The organism is Nakamurella sp. A5-74, assembly GCF_040438885.1.
Taxonomy (GTDB): Bacteria; Actinomycetota; Actinomycetes; order Mycobacteriales; family Nakamurellaceae; genus Nakamurella.
The window spans coordinates 1,246,270-1,268,178 of sequence record NZ_CP159218.1 but is presented as its reverse complement, the minus strand read 5'-3'; the positions used below and the strand labels follow the sequence as shown (position 1 = coordinate 1,268,178).

The window sequence follows — 21,909 nt, the reverse complement described above, 5'->3', positions numbered from 1 at the left end:
GCATTGACCTATTGACTGCAATTTTTGTTGCGCCTAGGTTGACTGCAATCCACCCAGCCCCCTGGAGGTCCCGGTGTCCCTCACCGCCCGGCTCGACCGACTCCCACTGTCCCGACCGCACTACGGCCTGCTGCTGATCGGCGGCCTCGGCTACACCTTCGACGGTATGGACGCAGCCATTGTCGCCTTCCTGCTGCCGGACGTGAAGGCGGTCTTCGGCCTGAGCGGTGGTCAGCTCGGACTGGTGGCGTCCGCAGCGCCGTTCGGGTTCCTGTTCGGCGCGATGACGGCCGGCTACCTGGGCGACAAGATCGGGCGCAAGCGGGTGATGTGCTGGTCACTCGCGTTGTACGCGGTCGCCTCACTGATCGCCGCGGCGTCGTGGAGCTTCCCGATGTTCCTGGCCGCCAGGGTCATCGCCGGAGCGGGTGCCGGAGCCGAGAGCGCGATCATCGCGCCATTCCTGTCCGAGTTCGTGCCGAGCAAACGCCGCGGCTGGTTCGTCGGCGCGCTGGCCGGGTTCTTCTCGTTCGGATTCGTCGGCGCCGCGCTGATCGGCAGGTTCGTCGTCCCGGTGTTCGACAACGGCTGGCGCTGGGCGCAGGTCATCACCTTCCTGCCGATCCTGCTGCTGCTCTGGTGGCGACGCGCCCTTCCGGAATCCCCCCGATTCCTGCAGAACGTCGGGCGGGTGGCAGAAGCCGAGGCCGTGGTGAGCACCCTCGAGGAACGGGTCCGACGCAGCACCGGGGAACCGCTCCCCCCGGTGGATCCGAACCATGCCGAAGAACCTGCACCGGAGAAGTTCACCCTGCGCCGAGCATTGGTGCACCTGTGGAGCCCGCAGATGTGGCGGATCACGGCCGTCACCTGGCTGATCTGGTTCGTGATCACCTTCTCCTACTACGGGTTCTTCTCCTGGATCCCGACCCTGTTGGTGGACAAGGGCTTGACCATCACCAAGTCGTTCAACTTCTCTCTGCTGATCTACCTGGCGCAGATTCCCGGCTACTTCAGCGCCGCCTGGTTCAACGAGCGGTTCGACCGGAAGTTCACCATCGCGAGCTACCTCGCCGGCTCCGCGGTGAGCGCCTACTGGCTGAGCCAGATGACGTCACCCGGCTGGATCACCGCTGCCGGCATCTCCTTGTCGTTCTTCCTCAACGGCACCTACTCGGGCGTATACGCCTACACCCCCGAGGTGTTCCCCACCTGGCTGCGCGCGACCGGGGTCGGGCTCAGCTCGTCGTTCGGGCGGATCGGATCGATCACCGCCCCGCTGATCATCGGGGTCTTCGCCACCCAGTGGGGCTTCACCGGGGTCTTCGGGATGACGACGGCGGTGCTCGTGGTGGGCATCGTGTGCACCCTGCTGTTCGCCGTCCGGACGAAGGGCCGGTCGCTCGAGAGCATCCAGGCGGGCGAACCGCGACGGAAGACCCTTCTGGCTGAGGGAAAGTCGTGATGTCGTCGGAGATCTCGACCGACGACGTCCGGCCCCCCGCCGACCGGGATCGTCGACCCGACGAGTTCACCTCACTCGCCGTGGTGGAGCGTCTGATCGCCGCCGTGATGCCCAGCCTGCTGTTCACCGTCCTGCGACTGGACGACGACGGCACGCTGAGCCGGATCCATTCGTCCCGACCGGAGGACTATCCGGTCGGTGGACGCAAGAGCACCGCGGCAGATCTGACACCGCAGTGGCACGAGCTGTGCGTGCAGCACCAGCTGCCCTACGTCGGCAACACCGCGGCGGACGTCCAGCGGGCGTTCTCCGATCACGCGCTGATCGAGCGGCTGGGCTGCGGCGCGTTTGTCAATGCTCCGGTGGTGGACGACGGCAGCACGATCGCCACGCTGTGCATTCTGGCGGGACCGGGTTCGTTCGGTGACGACGACGTGGCCGCCGCCCAGCTGATCGCGCGCGGGTCGGCGTACGCGGTGCTGACTGCCTGACCCCGACCGCCTTGCGGACCGGGCAGTCCGCCGCACTCCCCCGACCCGATACTTCTGATCGCACACCGCTTCTGCAGGAAGGCACTCCGATGACGCAACCCACCACCTCCGCCCACGAGCTCGACGGTCCGCCCGCCGACCGGATCCTCACCGGGGCCCGCTACCTCGACGTCGCCGCCGGAACCTGGCGCACCGCTGACATCAGGCTGGCCGGCGGCCGGATCGTGCAGATCAGCGAACCGGGCCCCCGGGACGACGACGAGTCGGCAGAGCGGATCGACCTGACCGGCAAGTTCGTGCTGCCGGGCCTGATCGACTGTCACGTGCACGTGCTGGCCGTCGACGCCGACCTGTCGCAACTGGTGGACTCCCCGTCGTCGTACGTCATGTTCGGAGCCGCCGTGTTGATGGGCCGGATGCTGGATCGCGGCTTCACCACCGTGCGGGACATGGCCGGTGCGGATTTCGGGATCCACCGAGCCCAACGTGAGGGGCTGCTGCGTGCGCCGAAGATCTTCTTCGGCGGAAAGGCGTTGTCCCAGACCGGAGGTCACGGTGACGACCGCGGTCCGGGCCGCACGGGGAATGTCGATCACCTGTGTTGTCCGTCGCTGAGTCGGATCGCCGACGGGGTGGACGCGGTGCGTCTCGCCGCCCGCGACGAGCTCCGCAAGGGTGCCCACCACCTGAAGATCATGGTCAGTGGCGGGGTGGCCTCGCCGACCGATCGCATCGACTCCACCCAGTACTCGCTCGACGAGATCCGGGCCGTCGTCGAGGAGGCCGAGGCAGCCAACCGCTACGTCGCCGCCCATGCCTACACACCCCGGGCGATCCGGCGCGCGGTGGAATCCGGGGTCCGCACCATCGAGCACGGCAACCTGATCGACCAGGAGACTGCTGAGCTCATCAAGCACCATCAGGCGTTCGTCGCGATGAACCTGGTGACGTACCGGGCACTGTCCGACGAGGGCGTCGAGCAGGGAGTGCCGGCCGCCTCGGTGGCCAAGGTCGACGCGGTGCTCGAGGGTGGGATCCGGGCCCTGCAACTGCTGCACGCCGCCGGGGTGAACCCGGCGTACGGCTCGGACCTGCTGGGCGGCATGCAACGCCACCAGGCTCGCGAGTTCGCCATCCGCGCCGAGCACCAGCCGGCGATCGACGTCATCAGGGCGGCGACGACGGTGGCCGCGACCGTGCTGCAGCGGGACGGCGAGCTGGGCCAGATCATCCCGGGTGCCGCTGCCGATCTTGTCGTCCTGGACGAGGACCCGCTGGATGACATCTCAGCACTCGCCGACTCCCGCCTGTCCGCGGTCGTGCAGGACGGTCGATTGGTTGCCGGCCGTTTCAGCTGATCACGACGACAGCCCGGCCGACGTCCACCGAAGTGGACATCGACCGGGCTGTCTTCGTGACGCGGGACTCTCCTAGTCCCCTTTCACGTTCACCAACTGGTGCAAGGTGTGCCGGACCTCGACCAGATCTGCGGCATCGGCCATCACCTGGTCGATGTCCTTGTACGCACCGGGGATCTCGTCGACGAAGGCATCGGTGTCGCGGTACTCGATCCCCACCATCGCTGCTCGCAGATCCTCGACGGAGAAGGTTTTGCGGGCCTTGGTCCGCGAGTACGCCCGGCCCGCACCGTGCGGTGCGCTGCAGAGGGACTGCGCATTCCCCTTGCCGGACACCACGTACGAGGCCGTGCCCATCGATCCGGGGATCAGCCCTGGCATGCCGACCTCGGCGTTGATGGCGCCCTTGCGGGACACCCACAGCAGCTCGCCGTGGTGCGTCTCCCGGGCGGTGTAGTTGTGGTGGCAGCCGAGATCCTCGGACACCTCCACCTCGCTACCGATCCAGTACGACAGCGCTCGCACGACCCGTTCCATCATCTCGTCCCGGTTGAGCGCGGCGAACCGCTGGGCCCAGGTGAGCTCGGCCAGATAGGCGTCGAACTCCTCGGTCCCCGCGACCAGGTAGGCAAGATCACGGTCCGGCAGCTCGATCCGGTTGTCCGCCATGGACTTCCGAGCGACCCCGATGTGGTGCTGGGCGATCCGGTTGCCGACGCCACGCGACCCCGAGTGCAGGAACAACCAGATCCGTCCGGTCTCGTCGGCCGTCACCTCGATGAAATGATTGCCGGAGCCGAGCGATCCCAGCTGATGCCGCCAGTTCTTGCTCCGCGACTGGATGGTGTCGAGCAGATCGCCGGCCAGCGCCTCGAGCTCAGCGATCCGGGGCTCCGCCGTCGACTCGATGCGGTGGTTGTGCCGTCCGGCGGACAGCGGGATGCTGCGCTCGATCGAGTGCCGCAGCGCCGCGAGATCGCGTCCGGCCAGGTCAGCGACGCTGAACTGGGTCCGGACCGCCCGCATCCCGCAGCCGATGTCGACGCCGACCGCGGCCGGGATGATCGCCTCGCGGGTGGGAATCACCGAACCGACGGTGGCGCCCTTGCCCAGGTGGGCATCGGGCATCAGCGCGAGGTACGGCGACACGATGTCGAGCTGCGCCGTCTGCTTCGCCTGCTCGAGGGTGAGGTCGTCGATGATCGACGCCCAGCTCAGCAGCTTGTCGTTCAGGTACTGCATGGTGTTCCTTCCGTGACAGTGGTGCGGCAATGATGTGCTTCGGACAGAGGATGGCGACCGCTGAGTCCGCGAACGTCGGGGCCGAGCGACCATCAGGACCGCGAACGTGAGGCCTAAGCGACCGTCAGGACCGCGAACGTCAGGCCTGAGCGACCGTCAGGACCGCGAACGTCGGGCCTAAGCGACCGTCAGGACCGCGAACGTCAGGCCTTCGCGACCATCAGGACCGCGAACGTCAGGCCTAAGCGACCGTCAGGACCGCGAACGTCAGGCCTTCGCGACCGCTGAGCCCGCGAACGTGGGGGACAGCCTCCCCGGGGCGGGACGACACTCCCGCCGGTTGCCGGAGCCGGGTGCGACCCTACGGACCGAACTGCCCGGGCGACATCGGGTTTCCGCCGGCGTCCGCTCAGCCGCGCAGGCCGGAGGCCCGCGAGACCGGACGGGCGATGGCGGTGCGGACCGCGTGCGCGCTGCCGATGATGCGGACGCGCTCGGAGGCTCTGGTGGCTGCGGTGTACAGCAGCTCCCTGGTCAGCAACGGCGACTGCGCGGGCGGCAGGATCACCGTCACCGCCTTGAACTGACTGCCCTGGCTCTTGTGGATGGTCATCGCATAGACGCTCTGCACTCCGCTGAGCCGGCCGGGCCGGACCGTCACCGGGTCGCGTGCATCGCCGAACGCCGCGACCAAGCCCTGCTGCCCGTCCTTGATCACCACTCCGGTGTCGCCGTTGAACAGGCCGAGCTCGTAGTCGTTGTCGGTGATCAGCAGCGGACGCCCCGGCTCCCACCAGGAATCGGCACCGGTCCGGCGATCCGTCGCGGTCAGAGGTTCACCGCGGACCGCCCGGTCGGCGGCGATCCAGCGCTGGATGACCCGGGCCCACCAGGCAGCGCCGAACGGCCCGGACCGGTGCGCGCACAGCAGCCGGTGCTCGTCCATCGCCCGGAGCGCCTGCACGACGTCGCCGTCCAGGGCAGCGGCGGTCAGCGTGCGCGCCGCGCGGACGACGTCGTCCCGCAGTTCCGCCATCGCCGGATCGCGCTCGTCCGCCTCCCGGTCGACCCAGTCGATCCTGCTGCCGCCGGCGCCCAGGACGGCGATCGCCTGGTCCGCGTCGCCGCGGCGGATGGCATCGGCCAGCCTGCCGATCTCCTCCCCGAAACGGAACCGGTGGGTGAGCCGGGTCACCCCGGCAGCGGCAGCACGTCGATCGACATCGTCCAGCGTCGGCTCGTCGACCGGACACAGTCGGCCGAGCAGGTCATCGGCGCCGGGCACGCCGGCACGACCCCCGCCGGAGTCTCCGGCACGGTCCAACGCCTCGGCCCGCGCGACGATGTCGCCCAGCACCGCCCCGGCCTCGACGGAGGCGAGCTGATCGGGATCCCCCACCAACAGCAGCCGCGCCTCTGGCCGCAGCGCCTCCAGCAGCCGGGCCATCATGGTGAGCGGGACCATCGACGACTCGTCGACCACCACCACATCGTGCGGAAGATGCTGCCGTGCATCGTGTTTGAACCTTGAGCGCGATCCCGGCCGCCACCCGAGCAAGCGGTGCAGGGTGGAGGCCTGGACGTCGCCGATGCGTGCGCGGTCGCCGACCGAGAAGGTGGCGATCTCGTCGCGGACCGCCTGACCCAGCCGGGCAGCAGCCTTGCCGGTGGGCGCTGCCAACGCGATCCGGGGAGCCGGGCCTTCCCGGTCGGCCAGCACGGCGATCATCCTGGCCACGGCGGTGGTCTTGCCGGTGCCAGGACCTCCGGCCAGCACGGCGAGCCGCCGGGACGCGCTGACCGCGGCTCCGATCCGCTGACGACTCTCGTTCTCCGGTTCGGGGAACAGCCGCTGGATCGCTGCGGTCCGCCGGATGATGGTCTGCTCGTCCAGCGCGTCGTCCGGGACGGACATCCTGGTGACGAGCTCGGCGGCGACGGCACGTTCCTGCCGCCAGTAGCGATCGAGGTAGAGGCGGCCACCGAACCAGCGCAGCGGTCGGCCGGGCCCGCCGTCGGCCGGCGGTACGGCGTCATCGGGGCAGACCTCGACCAGTGCACTGGCTGTGACCAGGGCACGCCACCGCTCCGCATCCGGCCAGTCCAGCGCGTACTGGCGGGCCAACTGCCGGGCCAGCTCGGGATCCCCGACCTCGTGGTCGTCTGCGCCGGCGACCGGGAGGTCGGCCACGTCGGCGCTCTCGCCCAGGACGGCGTCCCGAACGGTGAACAGGTCGACACAGACCGACCCCTGCCGGACGGCGCGCACCGCGAGCGCGACGGCCAACAGCACGTCGTCGTCGGTCTCCCCGGCGAGCAGGCCCAGCTGTCGTGCGACATGTACGTCCGCCGCGATCAGCACCTCTGCGTCGTTGAACGCGGCCAGCGTGTCTGCCATCGGCGCTCGGACCCGATCGACGGCGAACTCGTCGCGGATCCTGGCAGCGGTCGGACGGGTCATCGTCGATCTCCCGCGAGCAGATCCGAGACGGCGAGCACGATGCGGGACGACGGTCGCCAGGCGAACACGCCGCAGGGCATCCCGTCGACGACGGGGGTCTGCGGTCCACTCATCCCGCGGACGAACAGGTACAGCGAGCCACCGAGGTGGACGTCCGGGTCGTAGCCCGGCTGACGCCAGGTCAGGTAGCGGTGCAGGGCGACCGTGTAGAGTATCGCCTGCAGCGGATAGTGCACGACCGACATCGCCTCGGCCATCGCCTCTGGGCGGTAGTCCCACGCGGTCAACGCTTCTCCGGGCGTCCCGAGACGGTTGGTCTTGTAATCGGCCACCAGGTATCGGGGGGTGCCCGCGCCGTCACGCACCCGCAGCACGGCATCGATGCTGCCGGTCAGATACCCCCGCAGCTCATCACCGGACAACAACCGGTCCTCGAGCAACCGCGGATAGTCGGCGAGCGGATCACCGTCCTCGACGGCCTCCTGCCAGACCTGGGCCATCTCGGCCAGCGTCGCACCGGCACCGACCGCACCGGCACCGACCGCACCGGCACGGACCGGCGCGTCGCCGCCGGCCAACGGCAGCTCGAACGACATCTCCGCCAGCCGGTCGGCAGGCGTGAAGTCGGCGAGGGTGCGCTGCTCGGCCAGCGCTCCGAGCGGCGTGGCGAAAACCGGCTCGAGCGCTGCGGCCAGCAGTTCCGGGTCCAGACCCTCTCCGCTGCGCGGTCCGAGCACTCTGCTGCAGTGCGCCCGCAGTTCGGCGGGGAGATCGGCGGCGGTGGTGTCCAGGTACTCGAGCACCTCGTGCACGACGGTGCCGAAGGCGGTACCACCGGGGAAGGCTTCCAGCGGTGAGCCGATGGCCCGCAGCTCCGCCTCCCGCGCGTCACCGGGTGCTGCGGCACCGCCGTCCGCACCGCCGGCAACCGTCCGAGTGCTGCCGCCGACCGTCTCGGAGCCGATCTCGGGTTCGTCGTCGACACCGATCTCGGCAGGCTCGCTGCCGGTCTCTGCAGTGTCGAGCGCGGCGGTCGGATCGTCACCCTCCTGCTGGTCGCGCAGTGCCGGATCACCCTGCCCTGCAACGGTATCCGCGTGCGGGTCGGCACCGTCGTAGTGCGCGCTGTGCGCTGCAGCAGTGAGACCGGAGTACGACGTACGCCGCCAGGTGGTGTCGACGGCGCGGTCGAAGCTGCGGGCAGAGAGCGCCACCGGCTCGATCTCGCGGACCGTCAGCATCGGTCGGCGCACCGGGTCTGCGGTCTCGATCTCGATCAGACCTCCAGCCGCCGTGGCGATCTCGGCGAACCTGCGCTGGGCATCGGCGTCGGACGGCACCGGCACCTGGGACGGCAGAGTGCCCTGGGTCAGCTCGCCGAACAACAGCCGGTGCAGCGGGGACTGCTTGGCGTTCCAGCCGGGCGCCCACCAGGTGACCAGCAGCGAACGTGCCCGGGTGAAGGTCACGTACAGCAGACGCAACTCCTCCCCCAGAGCCTCCTGCTGACCGCGAGCAAGTCGGGCCGCATGCCCGGCACCCGAGGTGCCGCCGACGTCCAGCAGTTGGTTCCCCTCGTCGTCGTGCAGTCGGAGCGGGTCGGGCTCGTCGGGCAACCACAGCGTCCAGGCGAACGGAGCGAAGACCGCTCCGAACTCCAGACCCTTGCTCCGGTGCACGGTCAGCACCTGGACTGCCTGGGCCTCGGTCGACAGCCGGCGACTGAGCTCGTCGCTCGCGTCCCGCTCGGCCGTCTCGCGCCGCCGCCGCAACCACTCGAGCAGCGCGGCCGGCCCGAGGTGTTCGTCCCTGGCGGCCCCGTTCATCACCTGGGCCAGATGACGGATGTCGGTCAGCAGTCGGTCGCCGTCGGCACTGGCCAACACCCGCGTCGCGAGACCGGCGGCACCGACTGCTTCGAGCAGGGCAGCAACCCCACCGTCGGCGAAGACCGCTGCCCAGCCACGGATCCGGTCGATCAGGTCCTCGATCTGCTGCTGGTCGGCAGCAGCGGTCTGCGGCGCCGTCCATCCCACGAAGGGCGTCAGCGCCACCCGCCGCGCACGATCGGCCCTGTTGGGTGCCTGCAGGCAGTGCAGCAGGGTGTCCCAGGCCTCGGCGGCGACCGAGCTGAAGACACTGGTGTTGCCGGTCAGTACCGCCGGGATCCTGGCACGCTGCAACGCATTCCGCGCTGCTTCACCCTCCTTGTTGGTGCGCACCAGCACTGCGATGTCGGACGGCGAGATGGGTCTCGGCGGGGCGTCGGGTCCGGCTGCCGGGTCGATCACGGTGGCACCCGACTCGAGCAGGGTGACGATCTCGGACGCCAGGTCGCGCACGATCGCCGTCATCGCCGCCGTGGAGGTGAGGTAGCCCGTCGTCGTCATCGTGCCGCTGGAGCGGGGTACCCGACGGATCCGCAGCGGCGCGCTGCGGCCCGGGACGATCAGCCTGCTCGTCGGACGAGCGGCCTCGATGGCCCTGACCGTGATGTCCGGGTGGCCGAGGTTGACGGCGTTCCACAGGCTGTCGAGCGCACGGACCAGCGGTGCATCGCTGCGCCAGTTGGTCCCCAGCGTGAACTGCCGGCTCGCGAGTCGTGCCGCCCGCAGGTAGGTGTGTACGTCGGCGCCCCGGAAGGCGTAGATCGCCTGTTTCGGATCGCCGATCAACACCAACGTCGAATGCCCGTGGAAGGCCGTCCGGAGGATCTCCCACTGCACCGGATCGGTGTCCTGGAACTCATCGACCAGCACCACGTGGAAGTTGGCGCGCACCAGGTCCCGGGCGGCGCCACCCCGCACCGGGTGTACGAGCGCTTCGGCGAGACGCACCTGCAGGTCGTCGAAGTCCAGGGCGTGCAGTTCCCGTTTGCGAACGTCGAAGAGCTCCCGGATACCCTCGGCGAACTCGACCCTCGGGCGCGATCGTGGATCGACGGCCATCGCCGGCTCGAGCCGAGCCATGCTCATTCCCGTTGCCGCCCTGGCGATCTGCCGGGCGGTACTCGCGTCGAACGGGCGGTCGTCGAACGGCGCGAACCGCCGGAGGTAGTCGTCCCCGACCACCTGCGCGAGCACGTCGTCGGAGTTCTCCAGCAGCACCGCACCCGGATCGTGGTCGGCCGCGATCCCCAGCCCGTCCAGCATCCGTTGGCAGAACGAGTGGGTGGTGGCGATGGTGGCCTCGTCGAAGGAGGCGAGCGCGGTGGCGAGATTGCGCTGCCGCTGGGCGAGTTCCTCGGGCGTGCCCTGCCGGAGCAGGGTGGCCACTTCATCCGCGCTGGGGACCTTCGGCAGTCGCAGCGCCTGTTCCAGCTCCGTCAACCGACCCCTGACCCGGTCCCGCAACTCCTGGGTCGCCGAACGACCGAAGGTCACCAACATCAGGTGTTCGAGCCGGACCCGCCCCTCGGCCAGATAACGCGCAGCCAGGGAAGCGATGGTGTGGGTCTTGCCCGTGCCGGCGCTGGCCTCCAGGACGACGGTCTCCTGCCAGGGCAGATCGCCGGTCACGTCGAAGTCGCCGAGTGCGTTCATCGGCATCGTCCGCCCCACCCGCGGATCCTGCTGCCGCGCGGTCACCGGTCCACCTCGTCGCGGACCACCGACGACCAGATCTGCATCGCGAGGTTGCCCAGCATCGTCCGTTCCGCCCCGGGGTTCGGCAGAGCGGCGATGCCGGGCAGGTCCGCGATATCGGCGAGTTCCGCTGCCTGCCAACACATCCGGTGCGCGGCTTCGGTGCGCTCCGGCCGGTACTTGTCACGGGACCACAGGGTGTCGGCGATCTGCCAGGCGGTGTCCTGGTCGACCCCGAACCGGATCCGCTTCTCTGCATAGGCCCACCCCAACCTCGGCGTCACCGGCAGCGGGACCCGCATCCCCAGATCGCGGATGGCGAGCAGGTCGACGAGCTGTCCGCGGGCTCCCGCCGGGTCGGGCGCGACCACGACCGTCTCGGCCTGCTGTCCACGTCTGCCCTGACCGATCCAGACGGCGCCACCCGGGGCGCCGTCGTCCTGGGCGCCGGCGGCGGCCAGTACCAGCCCGGAGATCCAGTTGCGCAGCCGCTGCTTCGGGCCCGGACGCGAGTAGCCGACCGTGACCAGCCGACCGCCGTGCACGGGGCCCAGGGTGCCGACCAGCGCGCGCCCGTCCTCCAGCCCGATCGAGACGTCGACCATGCTGCGGCTGCCCGCCCGGTGACGGAGTCCGGCCGCCACCACCGGATCAGCGAGCTCGGCCACCTCGCGCATCACCTCGGCCGCCCGTGCGCCCACCGGGAGGACACCGCGTCGGTTCTCCGCTGCGATCGACTCCTGCCGTCCGATGCCGTCCAGCTGCAGCCGGACCAGCCGATCGCCGATCGCCCACTTCTGCAGGCCGTCCAGATCCGTCTCGAGCTCGTCGACGGGTGGGTCCTCGCGCCAGTTCGAGTCGAGTCCGAGACGCTCCGCCAGGAAGCGGGCAGCCGGCTGCTCGAAGAACCGGATCAGCTGGTCCACCTCGACCACGTCGCCCGGTCGGTGTTCGCGCGGGGGCAGTGCTGTCGGCACCAACAGTCCGGCGATGCTCGGCAGGTGCAGCGCCGACGCCCTGAGAGCCGTCGCTCCCTCGAGCGCTGAGGCGTCGAAGCTGAACGGTCGGGCATCTGCGCCGGCCCGGGGAGCGACCAGTTCCGAGTCGGGCAGGAAGTTGCGGTCATCGAAGGGCTGCAACGGATGTCGGACGTGGATCAGATCCCGCACGCTGCCCCCTGCGCCGTCCTGCAGCGTGGCGTCCAGGACGTCGAGAATTTCCCCCAGCGCGGCAGCGGGCGGGCGCTCGGCGCCGGTGCGGTGGTCGGCTCCCGAGTACAGGAACACCAGGTGCTCGGAGGCCGCATCGACGGCGTCCAGCAACAGCTGACGGTCCTCGCTGGTCCTGTCGCGCTCCCCCACGACCGGATCGACGGCGAGCACGTCGTCCCCGTCCACCCGTCCCGCCCGCGGGAACTCGCCGTCGTCCAACCCGAGCAGGCAGATCACCCGGTGCGGCACCGAACGCATCGGCACCATCGAGCAGATCGTGAGTTCACCGGTACGAAAGTTGCTGCGCGTCGGACGCCCCTGCAGGGCATCAGCGAGTACCGCACGGATGTCCTGCAGGCGCAGCGGACGACGCGCACCGTCGCCGGCCAGGTCGAGCTCGGACAGGAGCATCCTGTGCGCCTGTTCCTGTTGCCACGCATCACTTCCGCTGACGGCGGTCAGCGTGTCGACCGCGGTCGAGAGGGCTCCGACCCAGGCGGAGAACGACTGCTCCCCGGTGAGCGCACCGGCGGTCAGCGCCAACCGGTCGATGAGCTCGGCGAACCTGCCGGCGAGGGAGATCCTCGAGGAGTCGACGTCGTCGAGCGGCAGGGTCTGGCCGACGAACTGTGGGACGTCCTCCGACATCGCGACACCCAGCAGCACCCGCATCAATCCCCGGCGCCAGGTGTTCTGCCAGACGCCCGGGAGAGCGAACCTGGCCCGCCCGGGTTCGTTGATGCCCCAACGGATCCCGGCATCAGCAACCCAGGTGCGCAGCTGCAGCAGATCGTCGTCGTCAAAGGAGAATCGTCGCCGCACCGGCTGCAACGCGGCGAAGTCGAGCACCTCGGACGCCGTCATCCGGGAATCCGCGAGCTCGAGCATCCTGGCCAGCACGTCGAGCACCGGATTCGTCCTGCGCAGCGCACGATCGGCCAGCCGCACCCGGATCCCGGTCCCCGGGTGCGAGGACGGTTGGACGGCGGCATCGCCGACGCCGAAGGCAGCGAGCACCAGCGGTGCGTACAGCTCGATGTCCGGGCACATCACCAGGATGTCCCGCGGCTGCAGGGTCTCGTCGTCAGCGAGCAGGCCTACCAGGACGTCGCGGAGCACCTCGATCTGACGGTCGCGGCCGTGGCAGGCGTGGATCCGGATCGACGCATCTCCGGGGTCGAGCACCGCCCGCTCGTCGCGCGCGCCGTCCGGCCCCGGTGGCCGGCGGTCGTCGGCCAGGTCGAGATGCAGCCGCTGCAGCGCGGTCAGCCCGGTAGGGGGCGCCGAGCCGGCGGCCACGGCCGGGTCGAGGTGCAGGTGGTGGTCGATCATCGGCGCCGACCCCGCGGAGAGTCGCAACTGCAGCTCGCGGGAGTCGCGACCCAGCGACCGCAACAGTGGATGCTCCGGCAGACCGCTGGTGGGGTCGGAACGCCGCCGCGTCAGGCCGCGCTCGGTGCGCTGCTGTGCCAGCTTGGTCCACAGTCGGGGCGAGGGCTGCGGGATGTACAGATGGACGTCCCGGTGCAGCGCCAACGCGTCGATGACGACGAGTTCGGTCGCACTGAGCCTGGTCGCCCCGAAAACGGCGACCCGCGCCGGCAGCGGGCTGACCCCCGGGTCGTCGGCGAGCCGCGCGACGACCTGCGTCAACCGCTGTGCCGGACTGGGCAGCGCCAGCGCCTCCGACACCGCCCGGAACAAGACCGGTTGCCAGCTGCGGGCCGCTGCCAGCAGCACGCCGTCCGGTCCTGCGGTGGGCACGCCGGTGTCGGTACAGCCATCGGTGTCGTACCCGGCAGCCCACGCCTGCAGCACGCTCGGTCGGAACCGGCTGTAGGAGTCGAACAGCCCGGCCAGGCGACGGGCGACCCCTAGCCGTCGACCGCGACGCACAGCGGTTGCCCGCGCGATCGGATCGAACGTCGCGTCCTGATCCAGCACGGATCCCACCCCGCCGAGGTGATCGGTCAACGCCTCGAACCCCGGTGCGCCCAGGTGGTCGTCGATCGCGGCCAGCACCGTCCAGACCAGACGCTCAGGGTTCCACTCGTCGTCCTGCGGTGCGACTCCGGACGCGAGGCTGATGGTGCTCGCCACCAGCCGGGCCGGCGAGGGGAACTCGATGTTCGCACTCACGCCGTCGGCGTGCTCCGGACCGGACGCGCCGAGGATCGCGGACAGCCGTTGCGAGATCCAGCGTTCGATCCCCTGCGCCGGTACCGCGACCACCTCGGCCGTCATCGGATCCGGCAGCGGATCGGACAGCACCTCCGCCAACGCACGGACCAAGGCATCGCTGCGCTGTGCGCGATGCAGCTGCAGCGACATGCCGTCCCCCGTCCGTTCCGGTCCTGTCCACTCCTGCACCGCACCGTAGGTGCCGGGTCCGACAGCCTAGTCTGGCCGGGTGGCCGACCATCATCAGCAGACCTCCGAGCATCCGGCCGCTGCGGAGCGGCAACCGTTCCGGCCGGAGCGGTGGCGACCGGTCGCGGGCTTCACCTTCTCGGACATCACCTATCACCGTCAGGTCGGCGAGCGCACCGACGGCAGCCACGGCGATCTGCCGACGGTCCGGATCGCCTTCGACCGACCCGAGGTGCGCAACGCCTTCCGGCCGGGGACGGTCGACGAGCTGTACGCCGCACTGGAGGACGCCCGCCTGGACCCCGGCGTCGGCTGCGTCCTGCTGACGGGCAACGGCCCGAGCCCGAAGGACGGCGGCTGGGCGTTCTGCTCCGGGGGTGACCAGCGCATCCGCGGCCGCGACGGCTACCGGTACGCCGACGGGGAGACTGCGGAGACGGTGCAGCAGGGTCGAGCCGGACGGCTGCACATCCTGGAGGTGCAGCGGCTGATCCGGTTCATGCCGAAGGTCGTCATCTGCGTGGTCCCCGGCTGGGCGGCCGGTGGCGGCCACTCGCTGCACGTGACGTGCGATCTGACCATCGCCAGCCGCGAACACGCGCAGTTCAAGCAGACCGATGCCGACGTCGGCTCCTTCGACGGCGGCTACGGCTCGGCCTACCTCGCCAAGATGGTCGGACAGAAGTTCGCCAGGGAGATCTTCTTCCTCGGTGACACCTACAGCGCCGAGCAGATGCACGCGATGGGCGCGGTCAACGCCGTCGTCCCCCATGCGGACCTCGAGGAGGTCGCCGTGCAGTGGGCGGCGAAGATCACCGCCAAGTCCCCGACCGCGCAGAAGATGCTCAAGTACTCGTTCAACCTGCTCGACGACGGGCTCGTGGGCCAGCAGCTGTTCGCCGGCGAGGCGACCAGGATGGCGTACGGCAGGGACGAGGCAGTGGAGGGCCGAGATGCCTTCCTGCAGAAGCGGTCTCCCGATTTCACCGATGAACCGTGGACGTCCTGAACGCCGGAGCCCGGCAATGACGCGAGCCCTGATCGAGCTGCCGATCCCACCCGACGGGACCGCCGGTACCGCATTGCCTGCCCTGCTCGCAGCGTTCGAAGGTGGGCCCGCCGTGGCACCGACCGGCCCGCAGAACCCCGCTGCTGCACAGGTTCTCGACGACCGTGACGACGCGGCCGACGATCCGACCGTCGTTGTGCTGGGCACCTCGGGATCCACCGGGACCGCCAAACAGGTGCTGCTGCAGGCATCGGCACTCCGCGCGTCCGCGGCTGCCACCGAACGACAGCTCGGCGGACCGGGAAGCTGGCTGCTGACCCTGCCTGGCTGGCACGTCGCCGGCCTGCAGGTGATGCTGCGATCCCGACTCGCCGGCTCCGCGCTCGTGGCCATGGACACCCGAACCTCCTTCACCGCAGAGGGTTTCATCGCATCGGCACGGAGACTGGACGGCAGCAGACGGTACGTCTCGCTGGTGCCGACCCAGCTTCACCGGATCCTCGGGCATCCGGCGGCCACCGACGCGTTGGCCGGGTTCGACGGCGTCCTCGTCGGTGGCGCAGCCACCGCACCGGACCTGTTGTCCCGGGCCCGGTCCCGCGGTGTCGCGGTCGTCACCACCTACGGCATGAGCGAGACCTGCGGTGGCTGTGTCTACGACGGCCGACCGCTGGACATCACCACCGTCGGGCTGACCGAGGACGGCAGGGTCACCCTGACGGGCCCGATGGTGGCCCGTGGCTACCGCGGTCAACCGACGTCTGCCGCCTTCGCCGTGCCCGGAACATTCGTCACCGACGACCTGGGCGAGCTCTCCTCTGCTCGTCTGACGGTGCTGGGCAGGGCCGACGACACGATCATCACCGGTGGCGTCAACGTGCCGCCGGCGGCGGTCGAGCACCGGCTGGCGGGGATCGCCGGGATCGGGGAGGTCATCGTCGTCGGTGTTCCTGATCCGGAGTGGGGGCGACGGATCGTCGCTCTCGTCACCGGCGCGGTGCCGGACCCGCAGCAGATCACCGAAGCTCTGCGTGGTGCGCCTCCCGCGCACCGTCCGCGGACGTTCCGCACCGTCCCAGCGTTGCCCACCCGAGGTCCCGGAAAACCGGACCGCCGTGCCGCGTCGGCTCTCGCCGGCGAGCTGCTCGGGTTGCCCTCCGCTTCCGGCCACCCACCCTCTGCGGCCGGACGCCCGGTCGACCGGGGGTGATCGTTAGGGTCGACGGGTGGCTACTGCGTCCGATTGGCTCTCCGCGGCGCGCCCGCGCACCCTCCCAGCGGCCGTCGCTCCGGTGCTCGCCGGCAGTGGCGTCGCCGCCGCACTCCGGGAGTTCCTCTGGTGGAAGGCGCTGCTCGCACTGGTGGTGAGCCTGGCCCTGCAGGTAGCCGTGAACTACGCCAACGACTACTCCGACGGCATCCGCGGTACCGATGCCGACCGGGTCGGTCCGATGCGACTGGTCGGTTCCGGCCGCGCAGCGCCCGCCGTCGTCAAGCGCGCCGCCTTCCTCGCCTTCGCCGTGGCCGCGATCGCCGGTATCGCACTGGCGGCGACGTCCGGCTGGTGGCTGCTGATCCCCGGCGCGGCCTCGGTGCTGGCCGCCTGGTTCTACACCGGCGGTCCCCGCCCGTACGGCTACCTCGGCCTCGGCGAGATCTTCGTGTTCGTCTTCTTCGGCCTGCTCGCCGTCAACGGCACCACGTACGTCCAGGCCGGCCGGATCTCCTTCGGATCCGTCGCGCTGTCGGTGGGTATCGGCCTGCTCGCCTGCGCCCTGCTGATGGCGAACAACCTCCGCGACATCCCCACCGACACCGTCGCCGGCAAACGCACGCTCGCCGTGCTCGCCGGCGATCGCCTCGGCCGGATCCTCTACGCGCTGATGGTGACGGGAGCCGCTGTCGCCGTCACCGTGGTGGGCTTCCGGCGACCCTGGGTGCTGATCGCCCTGCTGGTGGTGCCGCTGATGCTCACGCAGATCCGCCGGGTGCTGCGGGGGGCGCGCGGACCGGAGCTGATCGGCGTGCTGGGAGCCACCGGGCGCATCGAGTTCCTCTACGCCGCGCTGGCCGCCGCCGGATTCGTGATCACCGGAGCCGTTGGCTGACGGACGGTCACCTCTAATCGGCCGTACGGGTGAACTATTTGACGCTACTGCGGCGAAGCGGACAGAACAGCCGTACTGGGAGTGACAGTTTCGTGCCTGCGTCAGCCTGGTGGGCTACGTTTTTGCGGTGCAGGTCACTCAGCATCATCATTGGAACCGCTGACCTGCCGTGACGCGACGGACGGGCCGGCTCGCTCGCCACTCGTTCGCACCGGGAGGCAGATCATCATGACCGACGGTTCCCGTTCGGACAGCGCTCGTTCCAGCACCCGCTCCACCGCCGGCGACCCGGAACTGATCGTCGCTGCCCGGGCCGGCGACGGATCCGCCTTCGCTGTCCTGCGTCGACGCCACGAGGGCGCCGCGCTCCGGTTGGCCACGCTGCTGACCGGATCGGTCGAGACGGCTGCCATCGTGACCGAGCGCGCCTTCGACAACACGCGCCGCATGCTGGAGAGCGGGGGCGGGCCCGACTGCGCCTTCCGGCTGCAGATCCTGCGCGCCGTCCTGACCGCTGCACCGGCTGCTATCGCCGCCGAGCTCGACGAGGCTGCGGGCGACGCAGCGGTGTCGACGACCCGAACCGAGGCCGACCCCATCGTCCGGCGGTCGTTCCTGGCCCTCCCCGAGCGGTGGGGCAGCGTGCTGTGGCACACCGCCGTCGAAGGGCAGACCGACGCGGGGGTGGCCTCGCTGCTCGGCATGCGGACCGCCACCGTCACCGGCCTTGCCGCCCGTTCCCGCGAGGGTCTGGTGCGCGGCTATCTGGCCGGTCAGGTCCACCAGCTCGACGATCCGGCCTGCTCCCAGATTCTGGACCGGCTGCAACTCGCGATCAGCAGCCCCTCGGTCGGCGCTGAGGATGCGGCCGGCAGAGATGCGTCCGTGCACGAACACCTCGCCGGCTGCGACGGTTGCCGTACGGCGGCGCGCATGCTCACGACCCTCACCCACGATCCGGCCCCCGCCCTCGCCGTGGTCGTCCTGGGCGAGCAGGGCATCCCTTACCTCGAGGCCGCCCGGGGGGCCAACGATGACGGCGAGCTCGTCGCGACGCGAGTACCGGCTCGGCCCCGGTCGATGCGGCTGGTGCTGGTCGCGGTCGCGCTGATCGCCGTCACCGCATCGGTACCCGCGCTCCGAGCCGGAGCAGGGTCCGACGAATCGGCCGCCGCTGGGTTCGACCCGTCCCTCGACCGGATGGCCGCGACCACCGACCCTGCAGCGGGCGCGGTCTCCACGGCCGACGAAGTGACCGCCTCCACCGCGACCGACCGCTCCCTCGCGACCACCGCACCCGCGGGCAGCACCACCGGCCGGGCGACGATCACCACCACCGGCGTCAACGGGTTGCCGACCCGGGTCAGCGTGAGCACCTCGACCAGCATCGGTCTCGACGGGATGCCCACCACCGTTGCGGTGATCCCTGGCGTGGCCGGCGGCCCCGCGACCACGGTCACCGGCTCGTTCCCCTCCGACAGCTTTCCCGTGTTCGGGCGCTGGACAGCCGGCTCCACGACTGGAGCCGACACCGGGACGACCGGGCAGGGCGCCACCCCGACCTGGAGTGGCGGGCCGACCCCGGCCCCGGGTCAGTACACGCCGCCGCTGTTCGCCTCGGTGGCGCCGACGCAGCACTCGGGTCCTGCCGGCCCGGGGAGGACGGTGCCGGGGACCACCATGCCGGGGACCACCGTGCCGGGGACCACCGTGCCCGGAACGACGGCTCCCTGGACCACCGTGCCGGCAAGCACCGTGCCGGCAACCACGGTGCCGGGGACGACCCGGCCCGGAACCACGGCGCCCGGAACGTCGACCTCGGCGGCCACCTTTCCCGCAACCACGGCGATGGCAGCACCCACCAACCCACCTGCACCGACCACGGCTGACGCCTCGACCACCAGCGCACCCGATCCGACGACCGACTCGACGCCCGATCCCACCACCACCACGACGACCACGACGACAAGCGACGAGCCGACCACCACGACGACAAGCGACGAGCCGACCACCACGACGACCACGACGACCACGACGACCACGACGACCACGACGACCAGCGACGAGCCGACCACCAGCGCCCCGCCGGCTCCGGAACCGGACGTCGAGGTGAGGGGACCTGCGCCGTGGGTCGTCACCCTGGTCGGCGCCCTTCCTGTCGATTCTTCGTTCACCCTCGTCAACCGCACCGGCGTCAAGATCCCGGCGCAGCAGCTCAGGGTCACGCTCCCCGCAGGCATCGAGGTCGAAGCGGAGGGCGCGGCAAGTGGCTGTGCCCCGCAGGACGTGACGACCTGGACCTGCACGGTCGACGCTCTTGCGGCATCCGACGGCGAGCATTCGATGACCTTGAAGCTGACCGGCGGAGGCGGTTCCGGGAATGGACCGATCACGATGTCGGTGACGGGCAACGAGGTCTCCGGGGAGGTCGTCAGCGTGCTGTGACCGGCCCCTGCAGCGCGGGCACCTACTGCTACAGCGCAGACCGGATCTGCGCTGCCAGCGCCTGCCAGGCGATCTCCACGTCGTCGACGGTCGTCCGCCAGCCGCCGACCGCCCATCGGATCACCGCCCGGCCGTCCACCTGGGCATGGCTGAAGTAGGCGATCCCCGAGGCATTGACCGCATGCATCGCGGCCAACAGCAGCCGGTCGGCCTCGGCGGGCGCCAGCTCCGGCCGATCGGCGAGTCGGAACGTCACCAACCCGAGGACCGGCGGCGCCGCGAACACCAGCTGCTCGTCCTGCAGGACCAGATCGGCGACCCGCCTGGCCTGCTGCACACCGGCCCGGATGTGCTGCTGGAGACCAGCGACACCGTAGCTGCGCAACACGGTCCACAACTTGAGGGCGCGGAACCGCCGGCCGAGCTGGGGGTGCCAATCGCGGTAGTCGACCACCGCCCCGGACTCGCTGGCCGGGTTCCGGAGGTATTCGGGCAGGATCGACAGCGCCCCGATCAGCGCCGACCGGTCGCGTACCCAGAAGGTGCTGCAGTCGAAGGTGGTGAGCAACCACTTGTGCGGGTTGGTCACGAACGAGTCGGCGAACTCACCGACGCCGTCGATCACCCAGCGCAACTCCGGGCAGACCGCTGCGACACCCGCCCAGGCCGCGTCCACGTGCAGCCAGATGCCGAACTCCTGTGCCAGGGAACCCATCGCGCGCACTGGATCAACCGCGCCGGTCCCGGTGGTGCCGACGGCTGCCTGGATCATCACCGGGGTGATGCCGGCCGCCAGATCCGCCCGGATCGCGGCGTCCAGCGCGGCCACGTCGAGCTGCTGGGTGAATGGCTCCACCGGCAAGCTGCGGAGGGATCGCTCGCCGAGCCCGGCCATCATCGCCGCCTTGAGCAGCGAGGAGTGCGCCTGCGACGAGCCGTAGACCGCGTACCGACCTGCTCCGAGGCCGTCCGCCCGTGCGGCGCCCCCGCTGACCCGGTGCAGGGCCGCCAGCAGTGCGGTGAAGGTGGAGGTGGAGGCGGTGTCCTGGATGACGCCACCGCCCGCCCCGGATGACGAGAAAGCCTGCGGCAGACCGAGAACCGCTGCGAACGAGTCGAGCACCTGCTGTTCGAGCTCGGTGACCGCCGGGCTGGTCGCCCAGAGCATGCCCTGGGCGCCGATCCCGCTCGACAGCAGATCGCCGAGCACCGAAGCCGGCGTCGAGTTGGCCGGGAAGTAGGCGAAGAACCGAGGATGCTGCCAGTGGGTGATCCCTGGCAACAGGATCTCGTCCAGGTCCGCGATCACGTTCTCCAGCGACTCGCCCTGCTCCGGCAGACCGTCGGGCAGCGCCGACCGGACCTGTCCGGGGCCGACCTGCGACAACACCGGACGCTCCGCCACCGATTCCCAGTACTCGGCGATCCAGTCGATCACCTGGTGGCCCTGCCGCCGGAACTCCTCGGCGGTCAGGTGACCGGACGGAGCAGGTCCGTCCTGTGGGCCCGGCCCGGCACCCGCGGCATGGTCGGCGTCAGCGGCGAAGGACATGCGACCACGCTAGAGGAGCGCGTCGTCGTCGTGACCGCAGGTCCTGCTGCTGGGTGCCGTCACGAACGGCGCCGGGCGGTCACGAGCCAGGCGCTCGAGTCGAACCACACTCCGTTGAGGTCACGGGCATCGAGCAGGCTACGCAGTCGGTCGAGGGCGCGGTCCGCCGACGAGTCGTCCTGGTCGCGAAGCATCCGGTCCGTCATCCCCAACGATCGGAGGGCCTGTAGTGCGGTCGCGACATCCGGGCCGTAGCAGACCCCCTCCCGTACCTCGGTGAGTCGCACGTCGATGAATCCGGCCCCGGACAGGAGAGCATTGACTTCGGCCGGGTCGGCCATCGAGAAAGCGCTGCCTGCAAAGGGTTTCGAGGGTGCATTCGGCTCGCCGGTCAATGCGTGTCGAATTGCGGTGTGCCATTCCTGACGGCTGCTGTCCTGCCAGACCAACTGGGTGAGAACTGTGCCGGGGCGCATCGCTGCGGCGATGTTGGCGAATGCGGCAGAGTGAGCCTGCGAACTCGCGCGTCCAGCGTGTCTCGTCACGCTCGTTCCTCGCTGCTCGACAACCGGGCAAGCAGCGCCCTCATCCGCGGTCACGGGACCTCAACGCG

Annotated in this window: 13 protein-coding genes; 7 read left to right on the top strand and 6 right to left on the bottom strand. The window is 70.2% G+C overall.

The annotated features are described in order from the left end of the window. Positions 1–73 precede the first annotated feature (73 nt). The 3 genes from ABLG96_RS05735 (at position 74) to ABLG96_RS05725 (ending at position 3,314) form a co-directional block, all read left to right on the top strand. Entirely contained in the window at positions 74–1,465 is a 1,392-nt protein-coding gene (locus ABLG96_RS05735) for an MFS transporter (protein ID WP_353650429.1), read from the top strand. Beyond that, positions 1,465–1,956 (top strand): GAF domain-containing protein, encoded by a 492-nt coding sequence (locus ABLG96_RS05730; RefSeq protein ID WP_353650428.1) that lies wholly within the window; start codon positions 1,465–1,467, stop codon positions 1,954–1,956. The genes ABLG96_RS05735 and ABLG96_RS05730 overlap by 1 nt, the downstream gene beginning before the upstream one ends. An 89-nt stretch (positions 1,957–2,045) precedes the next feature. Continuing rightward, complete coding sequence (locus ABLG96_RS05725; RefSeq protein WP_353650427.1) at positions 2,046–3,314, top strand: amidohydrolase family protein; 1,269 nt, start codon at positions 2,046–2,048, stop codon at positions 3,312–3,314. Between the two features lie 72 nt (positions 3,315–3,386). Here the strand turns inward: ABLG96_RS05725 and ABLG96_RS05720 are convergent, their stop codons facing one another. The 4 genes from ABLG96_RS05720 to recC all read right to left on the bottom strand — a co-directional run bounded on the left by ABLG96_RS05720 (position 3,387) and on the right by recC (position 14,143). Beyond that, the gene (locus tag ABLG96_RS05720; protein WP_353650426.1) at positions 3,387–4,556 is read right to left on the bottom strand and encodes an RtcB family protein; all 1,170 of its coding nucleotides are present in this window, start codon (positions 4,554–4,556) and stop codon (positions 3,387–3,389) included. 409 nt (positions 4,557–4,965) lie between these two features. Then, on the bottom strand, positions 4,966–7,017 hold the full coding sequence (gene recD / locus ABLG96_RS05715) for an exodeoxyribonuclease V subunit alpha (RefSeq protein ID WP_353650425.1): 2,052 nt from the start codon (positions 7,015–7,017) through the stop codon (positions 4,966–4,968). Then, positions 7,014–10,604: a UvrD-helicase domain-containing protein gene (locus ABLG96_RS05710; protein WP_353650424.1), complete on the bottom strand. Its 3,591-nt coding sequence runs from the start codon at positions 10,602–10,604 to the stop codon at positions 7,014–7,016. The genes recD and ABLG96_RS05710 overlap by 4 nt, the downstream gene beginning before the upstream one ends. Next, positions 10,601–14,143: an exodeoxyribonuclease V subunit gamma gene (recC, locus tag ABLG96_RS05705; protein WP_353650423.1), complete on the bottom strand. Its 3,543-nt coding sequence runs from the start codon at positions 14,141–14,143 to the stop codon at positions 10,601–10,603. The genes ABLG96_RS05710 and recC overlap by 4 nt, the downstream gene beginning before the upstream one ends. Positions 14,144–14,222: 79 nt before the next feature. On the opposite strand from recC, the gene ABLG96_RS05700 reads away from it, so the two are divergent. The 4 genes from ABLG96_RS05700 (at position 14,223) to ABLG96_RS05685 (ending at position 19,744) form a co-directional block, all read left to right on the top strand. Then, positions 14,223–15,191, top strand: a complete 969-nt coding sequence (locus ABLG96_RS05700; RefSeq protein WP_353650422.1) for a 1,4-dihydroxy-2-naphthoyl-CoA synthase — start codon at positions 14,223–14,225, stop codon at positions 15,189–15,191. A 16-nt stretch (positions 15,192–15,207) separates the two neighbouring features. Then, positions 15,208–16,401: an o-succinylbenzoate--CoA ligase gene (menE, locus tag ABLG96_RS05695; RefSeq protein ID WP_353650421.1), complete on the top strand. Its 1,194-nt coding sequence runs from the start codon at positions 15,208–15,210 to the stop codon at positions 16,399–16,401. A gap of 16 nt (positions 16,402–16,417) precedes the next feature. Next, positions 16,418–17,299: a 1,4-dihydroxy-2-naphthoate polyprenyltransferase gene (locus ABLG96_RS05690; protein ID WP_353650420.1), complete on the top strand. Its 882-nt coding sequence runs from the start codon at positions 16,418–16,420 to the stop codon at positions 17,297–17,299. A gap of 228 nt (positions 17,300–17,527) precedes the next feature. Further along, on the top strand, positions 17,528–19,744 hold the full coding sequence (locus ABLG96_RS05685) for a hypothetical protein (RefSeq protein ID WP_353650419.1): 2,217 nt from the start codon (positions 17,528–17,530) through the stop codon (positions 19,742–19,744). Between the two features lie 28 nt (positions 19,745–19,772). On the opposite strand, the gene ABLG96_RS05680 is transcribed toward ABLG96_RS05685, so the two are convergent. Both ABLG96_RS05680 and ABLG96_RS05675 read right to left on the bottom strand, forming a co-directional pair. Then, positions 19,773–21,296 (bottom strand): pyridoxal-dependent decarboxylase, encoded by a 1,524-nt coding sequence (locus tag ABLG96_RS05680; protein ID WP_353650418.1) that lies wholly within the window; start codon positions 21,294–21,296, stop codon positions 19,773–19,775. Positions 21,297–21,355: 59 nt separating this feature from the next. Next, the gene (locus tag ABLG96_RS05675; protein WP_353650417.1) at positions 21,356–21,841 is read right to left on the bottom strand and encodes a methyltransferase; all 486 of its coding nucleotides are present in this window, start codon (positions 21,839–21,841) and stop codon (positions 21,356–21,358) included. Positions 21,842–21,909 lie beyond the last annotated feature (68 nt).